The organism is Cellulomonas sp. P22 (assembly GCF_044392165.1).
The window spans coordinates 103,390-121,005 of record NZ_JBISBW010000006.1; the positions used below are offsets into that span (position 1 = coordinate 103,390).

Genomic DNA, 17,616 nt, shown 5'->3' on the forward strand with positions numbered 1-17,616 from the left:
GCGTCGAGCGTCGCACGGGTCACTGGGAGCGTCAGACGGGGGTCACCGAGGCGATGCGGTGCACGGCGACGGTGAGCTCGGCGTCGCGCGCCTCGTCGCGCACCCGCACGCGCCCGCCCTCGACGTGCACGGGGCGCACGCGGCGGCGCTGGTGCGCGCCGTGGGGCCCGACCATCTCGAGCCACACCTCACGCCCTTGCGCGGCGGCCTCGCGGAGCACCCCGAGGGCCGAGACGGGGTTGGTCGCGGCGGGCTCGTGACGGGCCTCGTCGCCGCCCTCGACGCCTGCGCCCGACGCCTCGGCGTCACGCAGCAGCGGCACCAGAGCCGCGACCAGCTCGGCGCGCTGCTCCGGGCTGAGGGTGTCGGGGCGGCGGGGACCCGCACCCACCTGGCGGGGTCCGCGCCGCGAGCGCACGCGGTGCACGAGCGGTTCGGGGCGCAGCACCTGGCCGCCGGGGCCCTCGGCGAGCGGCGCCAGGCCGTGCTCGCGCAGCACGGTGAGCAGCTCGCGGGGCGGGACCACCGAGCCGAGGACGGTCGGCGCGAGACGCACCAGGCCCAGCTCGGCGAGCCGCGGGTCCTCGACGAGCCCCGCGAGCATCGCCGGGTCGTCGGCGCGCACGTAGCTCGCCGCGTAGCCCGCCCGGAGCTGACCGTGCCGGCGTCCGGCGTCCCGCACGAGGTACTCGAGCGGCTGGGGCACGCCGTCGCGCGCGTGCGCGGCCAGCCCCGCCAGGAGGTCGTCGGCGGTGCCGCCCACGTCGAGCGCGGCCCGCACCGACTCGGGCGTGAAGCGGACGGTCAGGGCCGCGCCCCGGGACTCGATCACGGCCGAGCGCTCGAGCAGCGCGGCGAGCTCCGGCGTGGGACGACCCGGCACGATGCCGGTCAGGTCGCCCTGCAGCAGCAGGTCGGAGACGGGGGCGGGCAGCGCGTCGGCGAGGGCCGCCTCGGGGGAGGGGGCGTCGATGGCGGGCCGGTCGGGCGGGTGGGCGTCAGATGTGCGGGCGATCTCGTCGAGCAGCGCGCGCCCGGCGGTGGACAGCGCGCCCGCGCCGAGGACCCCGAGCTCACCCGCCTCGCGCAGGGTCGCCGCGACAGCGGCCTCGGGCGGCACCGAGCGCGGGGTGCGCCACCGGAGCTGCTCGAGCACGGCCTCGGTGCGCAGCACGGTGCCGGGCGGCTGGTCGGCGAGCACGGAGAGCACGGCGCGGCGCACCCGGGGAGCCCACGGGCGGGACAGCTCGGGGTCGAGCGCGGCGCGGACGCCACCGCGCTCGTCGCGACCGCCGACCATCCACGGCGTGCGCACCATCGAGGCCCAGGTCCGCGCGAGCGTGGCCCAGCGGGTCGGCAGGTCGGAGTTGAGCCATTCGTCGACCGCGAGGGTGGGGGCGAACGACGGGCTCTCCTCGCCGTCCTCGGCGACGAAGCCCGCGGCCGCGGCGATCTCGACCACCAGCGCCGCTTCCTGCTCCTCGACCTCGAGGGTCGCGGCGATCCGGCGCAGCTCACGCACCCCCAGCCCGCCCGAGCGCAGGACGGGCGCCGGGTTCTGCTCCCACGTCCGCACCAGCAGCGCGACCAGGCGCACCATGCGCTCGGCAGCAGCCGCCGACTCGGCCGCCACGAGGGCCGGGGCGTGCGGCACGCCCGTGGTCGCCGCGACCGGAGCAGCGGCCGGTGAGCGGTGCGTCCGGCCCTCGCGCAGCGCGAGCGCGACCTCGCGCGGCAGCACCACGTGGCGCGCGTCCCCGGGCGCGAGCAGACGGTGCTCGAGCAGCCAGTCGACGGCCGCGGCGGCAGGCGTGCCGGGCGCGGGCCCGACGCCCACGGGCGGGCCCCACGTGAGCGCGTCGAGCACCGAGCGCGCCGCAGCGGGCGCGTCCGCGAGCTGGGTCAGGTCCGCCACGGCCGCGCCTGTCGCGGGCGCGAGACCTGCGGGGTAGGGCCCGAGCAGCTCGGCGAGCCCGGGGGCGGGGTGCAGCACGTCGCCCTCGGTCCACACGAGCGCGAGCTCCCGGGCCCGGTCGATCGCCTGCAGGACGCGCTCGCCGCGCGCCCCGTCCGCACCGACCGCCGTCGCGACGTCCTGCGCCGTGACCTCGCTGCCGCCGTCGTGGAGCGCCACCAGGGCCTCGAGAGCCTGGACCACGGCGCCGTCGACACCCGCGAGGGCACGCTCGAGGCTGGTGCGGCTCGAGGCCCGCGCCGCGAGCGAGGACAGGGTCGACGGCGAGGGCGCAGCCAGGTCGGGGCGCTGCAGCAGCAGGGCGACGAGCTCGTCGTCGCTGCGGGTGCGCAGGTGCTCGCTGAACGTGACCATCCCTCCCACGATACGTGGCCCACGCACGTCCTACCCTGCGACGACGTCCTGGCAGGCCCGCCGCGGGGTCGCCGGGCACGACCGGCGCCCCGGGCAGCCGACACGGCGGGTGCGGCCCGCAGGTAGCATCCGGAACGGGTGGCGCGACCGCCGCCGCGGGACCACGCGGGTCAGCCTGCACCGGGCCCGTCCCGCCTGCCCGAGGACGCCCGTGCCGAACCTGCCCAGCGCCAGCCCCACCGGGACGGCGGCCGACACCGTCGCGACCGTCCCCGCGGCCCGCACCGAACCCGCCGCCCGCACCGACCTCGCCGCGCTCGCGGCCGACGCGGCCGCGCAGGCCCCCGATCTCGCGGCGCTGCGCCACCGGCTGCACCGCGTGCCCGAGATCGGTCTGCACCTGCCCGTCACGCAGGCCCTCGTGCTCGAGGCCCTCGACGGCCTGGACCTCGAGATCACCACCGGGACGGGGCTCAGCTCGGTGGTCGCGGTGCTGCGCGGCGACGCGCCCGGCCTCGCTGTGCTGCTGCGCGGGGACATGGACGCGCTGCCCGTGACGGAGGACTCGGGCGAGGAGTTCACGAGCGGGCACCCCGGCGTGATGCACGCGTGCGGCCACGACCTGCACGTCGCGGGGCTCGTGGGCGCGGCCCGGCTGCTCGCCGCCCGCCGGTCCGAGATCGCCGGTTCGGTGGTGCTGATGTTCCAGCCGGGCGAGGAGGGCGACGGCGGCGCGGAGATCATGATCGAGGAGGGCGTGCTCGACGCGGCCGGCGAGCGGGTCGTGGCGGCCTACGGCGTGCACGTCACGTCGGCGCTGCTGCCCGCCGGGGTGCTCAGCTCACGGGCCGGGACGCTGCTCGCGGCCGCCGACTCCGTGCACGTGACCCTGCACGGCCGGGGCGGGCACGGCTCGCAGCCGCACCTGGCGCAGGACCCGGTGCCGGTCTCGGCCGAGATCGTGCTCGCGCTGCAGACCGCGGTCACCCGGCAGTTCGACGTGTTCGACCCCGTGGTCGTCACGGTCGGCCGCATCACCGCGGGCACCACGAACAACGTCATCCCGTCGGAGGCGCGCCTCGAGGCGACCGTCCGCTCGTTCTCGCCCGGCGCGCGCGTCCGTGCCCGGGAGGCCGTCGAGCGGGTGTGCGCGGGCGTCGCGGCGGCGCACGGGCTCGGCGTCGAGGTCGACTACCGGCCCGGCTACCCCGTGACGTCCAACGACGCCGCCGAGGTCGACCGGGCCGAGGCGCTCGCCCACGAGCTGTTCGGCGCCGACGGGTTCGTGCGCGCGGACGTGCCCATGTCAGGCGCCGAGGACTTCTCCTACGTGCTCGAGCAGGTGGGCGGCGCCTACCTCATGCTGGGCGCCACCCCCGTCGGGGTGGACCCGCGCACAGCGCCGTTCAACCACTCGGCCCAGGCCCGGTTCGCCGACGAGGCGCTCGTGACAGGCCCCGCGATCCTCGCGGCGCTCGCGCTCGACCGGCTGGCCGACGCCCACGGCTGAGCGGCTGGCACGGGTCGGGCGCGGCGGCGTACCGGGCGGCGCACCGGACGGCGCACCGGGCGCCGCGCGCCGGCTACCGCGACAGGTCGCCCGGGTGCCGGGGGTTCGACGCGCACCGGATGCACGTGCGCGCGGCGGGACGCGCCTCGAGCCGGGCCGCTGCGACCGGCTCGCCGCACACCTCGCACCGGCCGTACGTGCCGGCATCGAGCCGGGCGAGCGCGGCGTCGATCTCCGCGACCTGGGCGACCGCGCTGCGGGCGAGCGCGTCGGCCTGCGCCCGCTCGAACGCGATCGTCGCGCCCTCGGGGTCGTGCTCGTCGTCGGTCGAGGTGTCGCGCGACGCGTCCACGATGTCGGTCACGTCCCCGAGCGAGGCGCGGTGCCGCTCGACGGCCTCGGTCCGCAGCGCCCGGAGCCGGGCGCGGAGGTGCTCCTCGTCGGGCAGGTCCGGCCTCTCGCGCGTCATGCCCACCCGTCCCGTCGTCTCGCCCGCGGCGGCCGTCGGTCGGCCGCCGCGCCTACCCGCACCCACCATGCCCGCAGCTCCGCCGACCCGCCCCTCGACGGCATCTCGACCCGGGCCCACGGGTCCGCCCGGGTGTCGGCCGCAGACCGACGACGTGGGGCAGCACCGCCAGGTAACCTTTGGTCGGTACGCCTTCCATCGAACACCAGGGGTTGCGGTGCCTACCGGCAAGGTCAAGTGGTTCGACACCGAGCGTGGATTCGGCTTCATCGCCAGCGACGAGGGCGATGAGGTCTTCCTGCACGCCTCCGCGCTGCCCGCCGGGGCAGCGGCCCCCAAGCCCGGCGCCAAGGTCGAGTTCGGGGTGGCCGACGGCCGCCGCGGACCCCAGGCGCTGTCCGTGACGCTCCTCGACCCGCCGCCCTCGGTCGCGAAGGCGCAGCGCAAGCCCGCCGACGACATGGCCATCATCGTCGAGGACGTCATCAAGCTGCTCGACGGCGTGGGCAACAACCTGAGGCGCGGCCGGTACCCCGAGAAGGGCGGCGCGACCAAGGTCGCCGCCGTGCTGCGCGCCGTCGCCGACGACCTCGAGGCGTGAGCATGGCTACCGCGACCAAGGACGCCGTGCTGCTCTCTGCTGTCGACCTGGCACGTGCCGCAGCGGTCGAGCTCGCCGAGAGCCCCGACGACGTCGGTGAGTACCTGGGCGCCGTCACCGAGGGTGAGCGGCTCGTCTCGCACCGGTTCGCGAGCGCCGCGCGCGGCTACCGGGGCTGGGCGTGGACCGTCACGGTCGCCCGGGTGCCCCGGGGACGCACCGCGACCGTGTGCGAGGCCGTGCTGCTGCCCGGCGACGACGCGATCCTGGCCCAGGAGTGGGTGCCGTGGTCCGAGCGGCTGCGCCCGGGCGACATCGGCCCCGGCGACGTGCTGCCGTTCCGCGCCGACGACCCGCGTCTCGAGCCCGGCTGGACGCCCTCGGGCGACCCCGAGGTCGACGAGGTCGCGATCGACGAGCTCGCGCTCGCCCGCACCCGGGTGCTGTCCCCCCAGGGCATCGCCGAGGCCGCCGAGCGCTGGTACCGCGGACCCCAGGGCCCCACGGCCGCCGGCGCCGTCTCGGCCGCAGCGGCCTGCACCACGTGCGCGTTCCTGGTGCCGCTGCAGGGCACGCTCGGCACGCTCTTCGGGGTGTGCGCGAACGAGTGGTCGCCCGACGACGGCAAGGTCGTGAGCCTCGACCACGGCTGCGGCGCGCACTCCGAGACCGACGTCGAGCCGCACCCGACCGACTGGCCCGCCTCCGAGCCGGGCCTCGACGAGCTCGAGGTCGAGATCGTGCCCAACACGGAGCCCGTCGAGATCGACCACGCTGTGGTCGACGTCGACGCGTCGGACGACGCGTTCGCCGAGGCAGTCGCGATGGACCAGCCCGCTGCGGCTGAACCTGCAGCGGCTGAGCCCGTGGTGACGGAGCCTGTGGTGACGGAGCCCGCTGTGGCTGAACCCGCTGCGGCTGAGCCCGCGGCGGCGGAGGACGAGGGCCCGGCGGCGACGCTGTTCGACGAGGTCCCGGTCGACGACGCGCCCGACGCGCCGAGCACGGAGCGGTGACCCGGGACGCCTTCGACACGGCGGCGCTGCGCGCGGCCGTGCTGGAGGCGTGGCGGGCGTCGCCGGCGCGGCTGCGCGAGGACGCCAACACCGAGGAGGACCACGCACGCGGGTACTACCGCGACCGGGTGCTCGTCGAGCTGGCGCAGAACGCGTCGGACGCGGCGACCCGCGCGGGGATCCCGGGGCGGCTGCTGCTGCGGCTGGCGAGCACCGAGACGGGCACCGTGCTGATCGCGGCGAACACCGGGGCACCGCTCGACGCCGCGGGTGTGGCGTCGCTCGCCTCGATGCGCGCCTCGGCCAAGCGGGACGGCGGCCCGGTCGAGGGCCCGCACGTGTCGCACGGGGTGGTCGGTCGCTTCGGGGTCGGGTTCGCGGCCGTGCGTTCGGTCGCGGACGAGGTCTCGGTGCTCTCGACCGCGGGAGGTGTGCGGTTCTCGCTGGCCGACACCCAGGAGCTGCTGGCCCGGGCGGGCGACGACGCCCCCGCGCTGGCTGACGAGGTGCGGCGCCGGGACGGCTCGCTGCCCGCGCTGCGCCTGCCGCTGCCCGCCGAGGGCACCCCGCCCACCGGGTACGACACGGCCGTGGTGCTCGAGCTGCGCGACGAGGTCGCCGCGGACGAGGTGCGCGCGCTGCTCACCGGGGTGGGCGACCCGCTGCTGCTCGCGCTGCCCGGTCTCGTCGAGATCGTGGTCGAGGACGAGGCGGCCGCCCAGCCCGTGCGCCGCGTCGCGCACGTCGCGGACCGCTGGCACGTCGTGGCCGAGCAGGGCGAGCTCGACCTGGCGCTGCTGGCCGACCGTCCCGTCGAGGAGCGCGCCGCCCGCACGTGGCGCGTGACGTGGGCCGTGCCCGTCGCGGGGACCGATGCGACATGGGACCGCGTGGTGCACGCCCCGACCCCCACCGACGAACCCTGCACCGTCCCCGCGCTGCTCGTGGCGACGTTCCCGCTCGACCCGGCACGCCGGCACGTGGCACGCGGCGCGCTGACCGACGCCGTGCTCGACCACGCGGCGGACGGCTACGCCCGCCTGGCCACGACGCTCGCCGCGTCGGGGCTCGACCCGCTCACGCTCGTCCCGACCGGGCTCGGGGCGGGCGGCCTCGACGGTGCGCTCCGCGAACGACTCGTCGAACGGCTCGCCCGGACCCCGCTGCTGGCCCCCGCGGCGCTGGCCGCCGAGGCCGGCGCCCCGGTGGTCGACGCCCTGCTCGAACCGCGCCGCGCGGTGGCCCTCGCGGGGGCCGTGGGCCGCGACCAGGGTGCCGTCACGGCGCTCGCCGACCGCGCGTCGGGCCTCGTGCTGCTGGCCCCCGGCACCGAGGCCGCGGCGCGCACGCTCGGGGTCGAGCTGCGGGACCTGTCGGACCTGGTCGAGGAGCTGCCCGCCGCGGGCGGCGCCGAGCCCGAGCGGTGGCGCGCCCTGTACGCGGCCCTGGACCCCGTGGCGGGGGACCCCGACGTGCGTGAGCAGCTCGGTGCCCTGCCCGTGCCGCTCGCGGACGGCCGGGTGGTGCGCGGGGCGCGCGGCCTCGTGCTGCGCGAGGACGGTGCCACGCCCGACGACGTGCCGGGCGAGCTCGGCGGTGCCACGCCCGACGGCGTGCCGGGCGAGCTCGACGGTGCCGTGGCGCAGGCGCCCGCGCTCGACGTGCTCGCACGCTGGGGGCTGCGCGTGGTCCACCCCGCCGCCGCGCACCCGCTGCTGGAACGGCTGGGCGCAACCGGCGCGGGCACCCGCGAGCTCCTTGCGCATCCCGCTGTGCGGCAGGCCGTGCTCGACCAGGCCGACGACGACGACCTCGAGCTCGCGGACGAGGTCACGGACGCGGTGCTGACCCTCGTCCGGGCCGCGGTGCACGAGCACGGCGGCGACCCGCCCCCGTGGACCCCGGACGTCGGCGCGTGGCTCGGGCTGCTGACGCTGCCCGCGGCCGACGGCGAGCCGACGCCCGCGCACGGCCTGGTGCTGCCCGGCTCGATCGCCGCACAGCTGCTCGACCAGCGTGTGCTGGCCCCGGTCGAGATCGCCACGCTCGAGCGGTGGGGTCCCGGCGTGCTCGTGGCGGCCGGCGTGCGCGAGGACCTGACGACGGTGCGGGTGGGGGACGTCGTGGCCGACCCCGACGCGCTCGAGCTCGAGGCCGACGGCACCGACCAGCTCGTCGCGCAGTCGCTCGACGGGTGGGAGGACTACCTCGCGGAGCTCGCCCGGCTGCTGGGTCCCGGCGCCTACGTGCCCGAGATGGTCGCGGTGGCCGACCTCGACGCGGTCGACGAGGACGCGTGGGGCCAGGTGCTGGCACGGATCGCGGCCGTGCCCCGGCTGCGTTCGGCCCTGCTCGACCCGGTGCGCGCCGACCGGGTGCAGCGGGTGGCGCCCTCGTACACGGCGTGGTGGCTGCGGACCCGCTCCGGCCTCGGGCTCGGGAGCCCGTTCGCGCCCACCGACGCGCCCGGTGCCGCCCGTCGGCTGCTGCCCCCGGCCCCCGAGGTGCTCGCGGGCCTCGACCCGGCCGTGCAGCGTGCCCTCGGCGGGGTCGGCGACCTGAGCGACCTCGACCGGACCGCGTGGGGCCACGTGCTCGACGAGCTGGGCGACGCGGGCACGCCCGTCGATCTCGGGCTGGCGGCCGGGCTGTGGCGCACGTGGACGGCGATCGCGCTCACCGGGGCGGGCGACGGCCCGGGTGACGACGTGGACCTGCTTCCTGCGCTCGTGGGCACCGACCGCGCCCAGGTGGTCGACGCGGAGGACGTCGCGGTCGCCGACGCCCCCATGTGGCTCCAGCGCACCGACGTCGCGGCGCTGATCCCCGTCGCCGAGCCGTCGGGTGCCCTCGCCTCGCTGCTGGACCTCCCGCTCGTCTCCGACCTCGCTGCGGGTGCAGTCGACGCCCACGCGACGAACGCCGACACCCTGCCCACGCCCGAGGAGGTCGCGACCGTGCTGCCCGGGGCGCCCACCACGTGGGTCGAGCACGACGTGCTGCGGGTCGACGGCGTCACCGTCGACTGGTGGGTCGAGGGTGCCGGGCCGCAGGCCGTGGTGCACGCGACCCAGCTCGCGGGCCTGGCCCGGGGGCTCGCGCAGGCGGCGGGCCGCTGGTCGGCGCGGCACGCCGTCGAGACCGTGCTCACCGACCCCGAGCGGGCCGCCGAGCTGCGCGTCGAGGCTGCGTTCGACGGGGACGACGTCGCCCTGTGACGCAGCCCGATCCCGCACCCCTGCCCGACCCGAACGGCACCCCGAACGAGGCGCGCCAGGTGCCGCTGTCCTCGGGCGCTGTGCTCGCCGGGGTGCTGGCCCCCACCCTCGTGTTCGAGATCGGCCTCGGGGCTGTGCTCCCCGTCGTCGCGCTCACTGCCTCCGACCTGGGTGCGAGCCTCGCGGGTGCGAGCGTGCTCGTGGCGCTGCTCGGGATCGGGCAGGTGATCGGCGACGTGCCCGCGGGGGCGCTCGCGGCCCGGGTGGGCGACCGGCGCGCGATGCTCGTCGCGACCGTGCTCGCCGTGCTCACGCTCGGTGCGTGCGCTCTCGCCCCGAACCTCGCGGCGTTCGGCGCGGCGGTGCTGGTCACCGGCGCGTCGAGCTCGGTCTTCCACCTGGCCCGGCAGTCCTACCTGACCGAGGTCACGCCGGTGGTCAACCGGGCGCGGGCGCTGTCCACGCTCGGCGGGGTCAGCCGGATCGGGGCGTTCCTCGGGCCGTTCCTCGGTGCCGCTGTGCTGCACTGGACCGGGCTGCGCGGGGTGTTCTGGCTCGCGGCGGTCACGACGGTCCTGGCCGGGCTCGTGGTGGCTATCGTGCCCGACGTCGAGGGGAGCCGCCTGCCCACGACCCGGGCGACTGCGCACGTGTCGACCCTCACGGTGCTGCGACGCCACCGGCACGTGCTCCTGACGCTGGGATCGGCCGTGGTGCTGGTCGGTGCGGTGCGGGCAAGCCGCCAGGTCGTGCTGCCGCTGTGGACCGACCACGTGGGCCTCTCGCCCACCACCACGAGCCTGATCTTCGGCCTCGCGGGGGCTGTCGACATGCTGCTGTTCTACCCGGCGGGCCACGTCATGGACCGGCGCGGGAGGCTGTGGGTCGCGGTGCCGTCGATGGTCGTGCTCGGGGGTGCGATCGCGCTGCTCCCGCTCACGGACACCGTCGCGGGGATCTGCGTGGTCGCGATGGTCATGGGCCTGGGCAACGGGATCGGATCGGGCATCCTCATGACGCTGGGGGCCGACGTGGCACCGCCCGAGACCCGGTCGCAGTTCCTCGGGATCTGGCGGCTGCTGCAGGATTCGGGGGCGGCCGCCGGGCCGCTCGTGGTCTCGGCGGGGGCCGCGCTGGGCAGCCTCGCGGCGGGCATCGCGACCATGGGGGCGATGGGCCTGGTCGCCGCAGGGGCGCTGGCCCGCTGGGTGCCTCGCTGGTCGGTGCACGCGAACGCCACGACCCGGCGTCGGGCAGGGATCGAGGTGCCGGCCACGGGACGCGCGGCGCGGCGGGGACGCGGACGGTCCTGAGCGGGGCGGCGCGGCCGGGGGAGCGGTAGGAGCGGTGGGTCAGCGGCCCGGTCGGCTGCGGGCCCACACGTAGCCGGCGGCGCCGAGCAGCGCCCCCGTGAAGCACACCCAGACCGCCGTGGTGGAGGCCAGGTCGGACCAGCGCAGGACCGCGGTCACGACCAGGGCGACGAGCCACACGACCACCCCGTACCGGAACACCGGGACGAGGCTCACCGGGACCGGCTCCGGGGACGCCTTGCGGCGTTCCGGGTGGAGCACGACATCGAGGAGTGTGGGCACGTGCACCAGGTTACGTCGGTCCGGCGTCAGGCCCGGGACCCGACCGCGAGGGACGTGGCCGTGGCGAGCGCGTCGGGCACGGCCGCGAGGTAGGCGTGGGCGACGTCGTACGGCTCGAGACCCGTGGACCGGACCCCGTCGACGTCGTTCTCCTCGTGGGCGAGCACAGCTGCCAGCGCGGGCCCGTACGGACCCGTCTGGGTCTCGATCGCCTGGGCCACGTCGATCGAGACGCCGGTGCGTGCCACGAGCTCGGACGCGGCGATGCCGAGCTGCGACCCGACGGCCGAGAGCAGGCCCACGGTGTAGCCCGCGTCCTCGCCCGTGAGGGTGCGGCAGGTCATGGCGCGGGTGAGCGTCGACCACAGCGCGCCGATGGTGGTGGGCCGCGCGTCGATGAGCGAGGCCATCGCGAGCGCAGCGAGCTGCTGGGGACCGACGAGCACCACGGCCTGGTGCACCGAGTCGATCTCGCGACGCAGCGCGTACACGCTCGAGTTCACCAGGTGCAGCACACGGATCGCGAGCTCGGGGTCCGAGCTCACGACACGCACGGCCGCGGCCTGGTCGATGTGGTCGGCGCTGAGCAGCTGCATGAGCTCGAGGCACTGCAGCTCACCCGCGGTGAAGTCGCGACCCGTGGTCTCGGGGTGGCGCTGGAACATGGGGCCCTGCAGCAGGTCCGCGCCGGCCTGCTGGCCGAGCCGGATGCGCTCACGCGAGTCCGCGCGCTCGGCGATCACGGTCGCCCCCGCGGCGTGCGCACGCGAGACGAGATCCTCGACGCGGTCGGGGCCGCGGCCCACGTCGACCTTGACCAGGTCCACGAGCCCGAGCAGCTCGTCCTGGGACGAGCTGCCGGTGTAGTCGGCGAGCGCGATCTTGACGTCCCGGGCCCGCAGGTCGGTCACGAGCTGGACGGCGTCGGCGCGCTGCGCCAGCAGGGGAGGCAGCTCGAGTACGACGCCGTGCGTGCTGGTCGGCAGGGCGAGGTCACCGGTGAACAACCGGTTCGTGGCGCGCAGCAGCACAGCGCGGTCACCGGCGAGCGAGCCGAGGTCGAGCCGGCCGTACTCGGCCTCGGTCAGGTGCTCGACCTGGTGCTCGGGGAAGATCCGACCGGTCGAGTCGAGCGCGTGGACGCGGACCGCGTAGCCGTACACGGCGCGGTCGGGGTGCACCACGGGCTGCCGCAGGATCGTGATCTCGCTGACACGGCTGGTCGAGCTCTGGTCGCCGAGCACGCTCATGGACGGGTTCCCCTTGACTGCTGGGTGAAGGAAAGGATTTCACCCGACTGATCGACTCGGGGACGGTGCAGATGAGCGAAAGCCCACCACCAGTTGATGTGCGCTCTCAGGCGCGTGCGCCCGTATCGCCCCAGGCCGGAGGGGTCAGGCGATCGGTGCGCGCAGGGGCCAGTCTGCCTCGAGCACGACCTGCGCGGTGCTGCCCGTGACCGGGTCGACCAGGAGCGGGGCGAGCAGGTTCGCGGTCATGGGCTGGTCGCCGTCGGCCGGGTGCACGATGACGAGCGGCACGAGGGCGCTGTCGGTCGACCCGAGCGCCGCCTCGACGGCCGGGTCCAGCAGCGGGGCGTAGTCGGGGAAGAACAGACCGGGCGCGATGACGAACAGCCGCACCGGGGCCATGCCCGCGGAGGCGCTGCGCAGGGCGAACAGCACGCCCGAGTCGTCGAGCGCGGAGAGGCTGAACTCCTCGTGACCCGGCAGGCCCGCGAGCGGCGTGCGCAGGTGCAGCGTGGCCGGCAGGTCGGACGCGACGCCGCGAGGTCCGGCGGCGACCTGGACGGCGTTCATCGGAGGTAGTCCATCAGGCTGGGCTGGAGCACCTTCGAGGCCGCACCGAGAGCGCCCTGGTAGGCGACCTCCTGCGACTTGATGTCGAGGATGATCGCCGCGAGGTCGATGTCCTCGATGCCCGAGAGGGTCGACTTCGTCGCGAGCAGACCGTCCTGGAGCGTGGACTTCGCGGTGAGGATCTGGTTGTGCCGGGCGCCCACGGACGCGACCTCGGTGAGCATCGCGTCGAAGCGGGTGTCGAAGGCGTTCAGCGCCGAGGACGTGGTCCCGCCGGAGCGCAGGGTCGTGACGATGTCGTCGATCATCGCGAACACCGAGTCGTCCCCCTCGCCGAACACAGCGCTGCCGTCGGAGTCGACACGCACTGTCGTCGCCTCGCCGATGCGTCGCTCGACGCTGGTCGAGGCTCCCGCGACCTTGCCGGTGAACGTGTAGTCGGACGTGAAGGCGACGCCCGCGTCGGACGTGCCGGCGAAGACGGAACGCCCCAGGTAGGAGGTGTTGGCCTGCTCCATGAGCGTGTCGCGCAGCCCTTCGAGCTCGGCCGCGAGGGCCTCCCTCGAGACGTCGCCGAGGCTCCCGTTGCCGCCCTGGACCACGAGGTCGCGGGCCCGACGCATGGTCGACAGCGTCGTGACGAGCGCGGAGTCGACGGTGGTCAGCCACGCGTTGCCGTCGTCGGCGTTGCGGGCGAACTGGGTCTGCTGGCGCTGCTCGCCGCGCAGCCGCAGCATGTCGGAGGCTGCAGCAGGGTCGTCCGAGGGGACGGTCACCTTCTTGCCGCCCGACATCTTGGCCTGCAGATCGGCCATCTTGGTCAGGTTGGACTGCAGGTTGGCCAGCGTGGACTGCTGGATGGTCAGGTGGCTCACACGGTTGATCACAATTACCTCCCGACGACGCCGGTGCGGTTGATGAGGGTGTCGAGCATCTCGTCGATGGCCGTCATGACGCGGGCCGCGCCTTCGTACGCACGCTGGTACGCGAGCATGTTGACGGTCTCCTCGTCGGTGTCGACGCTGGCCTGGGAGAGCTGCTGGGAGGCGGCGGCGGAGCGGGACGCCTCGGCGACGGCGGCGCGCGAGCCGAGGCTCGCGGTGCGCACCCCGAGCTGGACGACTGCCGAGCTCCAGCTCGCGTCAGGCCCGTCGGTCGCGGTGCCGAGCCGCGCGATGGCATCGGCCACCGAGCCGTCGAGCGCACCCTTGGCCGGGTCGGCCACCGCGACGTCCGCGGGGTTCGTGATCGCGACCTTGAGCCCCAGCGCGGCGGGCTTCGTGGGGTCGATGGTGAAGAAGTCACCACCGGGCGCGCCACCGACGGTGGTCGCGGAGCCGTGCAGGGCGTTGACGCGGGTCGCGATCTGCGTGGCCACGGCGTCGTAGGTCGCGGCCGCCTCGGTGAGCGCGCCGCCGCTGCCGGCCGGGGTGCCGGGAGGTGCGAGCACCGACAGCAGCCCGGCGACCCGGCCGCTGTCGAGCCCGGCGTTGACCGCGGGGGAGGTACCGGCCCACACGACGGAGACTGTGCCCCCGGCGGTGGCCTGGCCGAACGTCGCGGCGCCCGAGACGGCGAGCTCCTTGGACGAGGCGCCGTCGACGATCGCGTTGCCCCCGACGAACACGTCGATCTGACCGTTGTCCCGGGCCCGTGTCGTGGCACCCGCGAGCGTCGCCAGCTGGGTGATCTGCTGGTCGCGCGCGTCCATGAGCTCGTTCGCTGCCGCCCCGGAGTTCGTGATCGCGAGGATGCGCTCGTTGAGGTCGGCGACGTTCTTGGCGGCCGTGTTGATCTGGTCGACGAGCGCCACGGCCGTGGTGCGGGTCTGCGTCCACTGCGTGTCGGCCGACGTGTAGAGGGTGGCCAGACGGTCGGCGACCTGCTGCGAGGTCTCGAGGAGCACGGCCCGCGACGACTCCTTGCTCGGGGTGTTGGCCACGTCCTGCCAGGCGGACCACATCGCGCCGAGCTGGTTGGCCAGGCCCGTCGTCGCGGGCTCACCGATGGTCTTCTCGAGGTTCGCGTAGGACGTGGCCCGGGCTGCGAGGTAGGCGGCCGCGCCCGACTCGGTGTTGACGCGGGCGTCGAGGAACGCGTCGGACAGCCGCTGGATCGACGTCACGTGGACGCCGTTGCCGACGCCGTTGTTCGTGGAGAACATCGACGGGACCGTCGCGGCCGGCAGAGCCGACATCGCGGCGCGCTGCCGCGTGTACCCGACGGTGTTGGCGTTGGCGATGTTCTGGCCGGAGACCTCGAGGCCCTGGCGCTGCGCGATCAGCGAGCTCAGCGCGGTGCCGAGTCCGGAGAAGGTGCTCACGATCCTGCCTCTCTCAGAAGGACTGGTCGAGCAGCTGGGCGCTGCGGTCGACGGGTGTGGAGCTCGACCCGCGGACGTCGTACGTCTGCACGGTGTCCTGCAGGGAGAGCAGGGTCTCCTGGGTCGCGCGGTGCGACATGGCGAGCAGCTCGCGGTTGCCGTCGGCGACCTGGCTGATCTGCGTGGTCAGCTGGACGAAGGCGTCACGGTGGGCACGCAGCAGCTCGTCCCACGGGCTGGGGGCGTGCTCCGAGATCGTGAGCAGGCTCGATCCGACGTCGAGGCCCAGCAGCTCGGCGACCGCCTCGGCCTCGGCCGAGCGGCCGAGCTCGGCCTCCCGGATCTGCTCGAGCACGGTCTCGACCTCACGGGTCGCGTGGGTGAGCCACTGCGACCGCCCGCTCGTGAGGATGAGCTGCTCCTCCTCGAGCTTGAACAGCAGCAGCTCGAGCAGGTGGCGCTCGCGCCACAGCACGTCGGACAACCGGCTCAGGGCCACGGGTGCCTCCGCCTCTCGCTCGTCGTTGGGTGCGGTGACGCACCGGGGTTCTGGTCTCCTGATCGGACGCCCACCCGTGGTCATGACCCTTTTTCCGCAGGTGATTCGCGCACGAGCGGGTGATCCGGCCGTTTTCGCGGGCTTCTGGTCCGCGACGGGGTGTCGGCGAGCAGGTGGACAAGTGTCCAGCAGGCGGAGGGGCTCCGCACCCCGCTTCACCCGTTGTGACCTTCGTCACAGCAAGCCTTGTCTGGGAGTTCCCTATGCGCGGCTGTGGGTGATTCCGCTGTCCGCATCGTCCTCTTCGTCGTCTCCTACGTTGTAGAGCCCTCGGCAGGCGTCGACGGAATCCCTCAAGCACAGGGGGGTGGCTGACGACACAACACGGGTGACAGCCATCGGACACGCCACCGACGACCTCGTCGTCGCGCACCTGCCGCTGGTCGGGTACCACGTCAGCGAGGTGCTGATGCGGGTTCCTCCGACCGTGACGCGGGACGAGCTCGCGTCGGCAGGCAGCCTCGCCCTCGTGCTCGCGGCCCGGGCCTACGACGCCTCGACCGGTGTCCCGTTCGCTCGCTACGCCGCCCTGCGCATCCGCGGGGCCCTGCTCGACGAGCTCCGCTCGATGGACTGGGCCACCCGCGGTGCGCGGCACCGGGCCCGCGAGCTGGCCTCCACGAGCGACCGCCTCACGGCCGCCCTCGGCCGCAGCCCCTCGCGCGACGAGCTCGCCACCGCCCTGGGCACCGACGTCGCGACGGTCGACCAGGCCCGCCAGGACTCCGAGCGTCGCGTGCTCAGCATCGACGCGACCGTGCACCCCGTGGCCGATCTGATCAGCGACGACACCCCCGGGCCCGAGGAGGCGCTGCTCACCGGTGAGCGGCTGCGCTACCTGCGGGCGGGCGTCGACGCGCTGCCCGAGCGGCTGCGCTGCGTGGTCGAGGAGCTGTTCTTCCACGACCGCCCCGTCGCGGAGCTCGCGGCCGAGCTGGGCGTGACCCAGTCCCGCATCAGCCAGCTGCGCACCGAGGCCCTCGCGCTGCTGCGTGACGGCCTCAACTCGAGCCTCGACCCCGACCTCGTGCCGGCGGCCGACCGCCCCGACGGCGTCGCCGAGCGACGTCGACGCACCTACTTCGCGTCCGTCGCCGCGCGCGCCGCGATGTCGACGACGCCCCACCGGGCCGTCGCCGATCCCGGCCTGATCCCCGCGCAGCGTCAGGTCGCCGACACGGCCCGCGAGCTGCGGGCGCAGGCCGTCACCGGCTGACCAGCCGAGCGGCTGAAAAAGTTCCCGCAAATCCCTCAGAGGTCGGACCGACGGCCGATGAGGGGGATGTGCCCACGGATGGGCAGCATCTGACCCCACAAGGAGGACGTTCATCATGGGTCTCTCGATCAACCAGAACATCGCGGCCGTCAACTCGTACCGCAACCTGTCCAACACGCAGAACGACCTGAGCAAGTCGCTCGAGAAGCTCTCCTCGGGCTTCCGCATCAACCGCGCGGCGGACGACGCTGCCGGCCTCGCGATCTCCGAGGGCCTGCGCTCGCAGGTCGGTGGCCTCAAGGTCGCCGCCCGCAACGCCCAGGACGGCATCTCGGTCGTGCAGACCGCTGAAGGCGCCCTGACCGAGGTCCACGCGATCCTCCAGCGCGTGCGTGACCTGGCCGTGCAGTCGGGTAACGACTCGAACAACCCCGCGGCGCGCGCCAACATCAAGACCGAGTCGGACCAGCTCGTCTCGGAGCTGGACCGTATCTCGAAGTCGACCAACTTCAACGGCACCCAGCTGCTCGACGGCACCGGTGGCACCGGTGGCAAGCTCACGTTCCAGGTCGGCGCGGGCTCGACCGCGGGCAACGACCAGATCGAGGTCGACCTGGCCCCCGCCAACGTCGCGACGATCGCCACGAACCTCGGCGCTCTCGATTTCTCGTCGGCCGCGACGGCGCTCACGTCAATCGCCCTCGTCGACACGCAGATTGGCACGATCTCGACCGCTCGCGCCAACCTCGGTGCGATGCAGAACCGGTTTGAGCACACGGTCAAGAACATCAACGTCGCCGTCGAGAACCTGTCGGCGTCGGAGAGCCGGATCCGCGACACGGACATGGCGTCGGAGATGGTCTCCTTCACCCGCGCGCAGATCCTGTCGCAGGCCGGCACGGCGATGCTCGCGCAGGCCAACCAGATCCCCCAGGGCGTGCTCTCGCTCCTGCGGTGATC

15 protein-coding genes are annotated in these 17,616 nt (G+C 74.8%); 7 read left to right on the forward strand and 8 right to left on the reverse strand.

Annotated elements, in window-relative coordinates; genetic code table 11:
- Window positions 1-31 precede the first annotated feature (31 nt).
- A complete protein-coding gene (locus tag ACGIF2_RS07080; protein ID WP_396044959.1) occupies window positions 32-2,329 on the reverse strand; it encodes a helicase-associated domain-containing protein in 2,298 nt (765 codons plus the stop codon).
- Window positions 2,330-2,540: 211 nt separating this feature from the next.
- On the opposite strand from ACGIF2_RS07080, the gene ACGIF2_RS07085 reads away from it, so the two are divergent.
- Complete coding sequence (locus ACGIF2_RS07085) at window positions 2,541-3,839, forward strand: M20 family metallopeptidase (RefSeq protein WP_396044961.1); 1,299 nt, start codon at window positions 2,541-2,543, stop codon at window positions 3,837-3,839.
- A 73-nt stretch (window positions 3,840-3,912) separates the two neighbouring features.
- Here ACGIF2_RS07085 and ACGIF2_RS07090 read toward each other — a convergent pair whose 3' ends face one another.
- A complete protein-coding gene (locus ACGIF2_RS07090) occupies window positions 3,913-4,308 on the reverse strand; it encodes a TraR/DksA family transcriptional regulator (RefSeq protein ID WP_396044963.1) in 396 nt (131 codons plus the stop codon).
- A 217-nt stretch (window positions 4,309-4,525) separates the two neighbouring features.
- On the opposite strand from ACGIF2_RS07090, the gene ACGIF2_RS07095 reads away from it, so the two are divergent.
- The 4 genes from ACGIF2_RS07095 to ACGIF2_RS07110 are packed head-to-tail and all read left to right on the forward strand — an operon-like array spanning window position 4,526 to window position 10,456.
- The gene (locus ACGIF2_RS07095; RefSeq protein WP_396044965.1) at window positions 4,526-4,909 is read left to right on the forward strand and encodes a cold-shock protein; all 384 of its coding nucleotides are present in this window, start codon (window positions 4,526-4,528) and stop codon (window positions 4,907-4,909) included.
- Window positions 4,910-4,911: 2 nt separating this feature from the next.
- On the forward strand, window positions 4,912-5,925 hold the full coding sequence (locus tag ACGIF2_RS07100; RefSeq protein ID WP_396044967.1) for a DUF3027 domain-containing protein: 1,014 nt from the start codon (window positions 4,912-4,914) through the stop codon (window positions 5,923-5,925).
- Window positions 5,922-9,143, forward strand: a complete 3,222-nt coding sequence (locus ACGIF2_RS07105) for a sacsin N-terminal ATP-binding-like domain-containing protein (RefSeq protein ID WP_396044969.1) — start codon at window positions 5,922-5,924, stop codon at window positions 9,141-9,143. The genes ACGIF2_RS07100 and ACGIF2_RS07105 overlap by 4 nt, the downstream gene beginning before the upstream one ends.
- On the forward strand, window positions 9,140-10,456 hold the full coding sequence (locus tag ACGIF2_RS07110; protein ID WP_396044971.1) for an MFS transporter: 1,317 nt from the start codon (window positions 9,140-9,142) through the stop codon (window positions 10,454-10,456). Before ACGIF2_RS07105 ends, ACGIF2_RS07110 begins: the two co-directional genes overlap by 4 nt.
- Before the next feature lie 39 nt (window positions 10,457-10,495).
- Here the strand turns inward: ACGIF2_RS07110 and ACGIF2_RS07115 are convergent, their stop codons facing one another.
- The 6 genes from ACGIF2_RS07115 to flgN form a co-directional block, all read right to left on the reverse strand.
- Window positions 10,496-10,738 (reverse strand): DUF2530 domain-containing protein, encoded by a 243-nt coding sequence (locus ACGIF2_RS07115; protein ID WP_396044973.1) that lies wholly within the window; start codon window positions 10,736-10,738, stop codon window positions 10,496-10,498.
- Window positions 10,739-10,764: 26 nt separating this feature from the next.
- Window positions 10,765-11,988, reverse strand: coding sequence for an EAL and HDOD domain-containing protein (locus ACGIF2_RS07120; RefSeq protein ID WP_396044975.1), 1,224 nt, complete (start codon window positions 11,986-11,988; stop codon window positions 10,765-10,767).
- Window positions 11,989-12,132: 144 nt separating this feature from the next.
- On the reverse strand, window positions 12,133-12,558 hold the full coding sequence (locus ACGIF2_RS07125) for a flagellar assembly protein FliW (RefSeq protein WP_396044977.1): 426 nt from the start codon (window positions 12,556-12,558) through the stop codon (window positions 12,133-12,135).
- Entirely contained in the window at window positions 12,555-13,433 is an 879-nt protein-coding gene (flgL, locus tag ACGIF2_RS07130; RefSeq protein WP_396044979.1) for a flagellar hook-associated protein FlgL, read from the reverse strand. The genes ACGIF2_RS07125 and flgL overlap by 4 nt, the downstream gene beginning before the upstream one ends.
- Window positions 13,434-13,447: 14 nt before the next feature.
- Window positions 13,448-14,881, reverse strand: a complete 1,434-nt coding sequence (flgK, locus tag ACGIF2_RS07135) for a flagellar hook-associated protein FlgK (protein WP_396044981.1) — start codon at window positions 14,879-14,881, stop codon at window positions 13,448-13,450.
- A gap of 13 nt (window positions 14,882-14,894) precedes the next feature.
- On the reverse strand, window positions 14,895-15,380 hold the full coding sequence (flgN, locus tag ACGIF2_RS07140; protein WP_396044983.1) for a flagellar export chaperone FlgN: 486 nt from the start codon (window positions 15,378-15,380) through the stop codon (window positions 14,895-14,897).
- Between the two features lie 388 nt (window positions 15,381-15,768).
- Here flgN and ACGIF2_RS07145 point away from each other — a divergent pair, with 388 nt between their 5' ends.
- Window positions 15,769-16,656 (forward strand): sigma-70 family RNA polymerase sigma factor, encoded by an 888-nt coding sequence (locus ACGIF2_RS07145; RefSeq protein WP_396044985.1) that lies wholly within the window; start codon window positions 15,769-15,771, stop codon window positions 16,654-16,656.
- Between the two features lie 115 nt (window positions 16,657-16,771).
- The gene (locus ACGIF2_RS07150; protein ID WP_396044987.1) at window positions 16,772-17,614 is read left to right on the forward strand and encodes a flagellin; all 843 of its coding nucleotides are present in this window, start codon (window positions 16,772-16,774) and stop codon (window positions 17,612-17,614) included.
- Window positions 17,615-17,616: the final 2 nt, after the last annotated feature.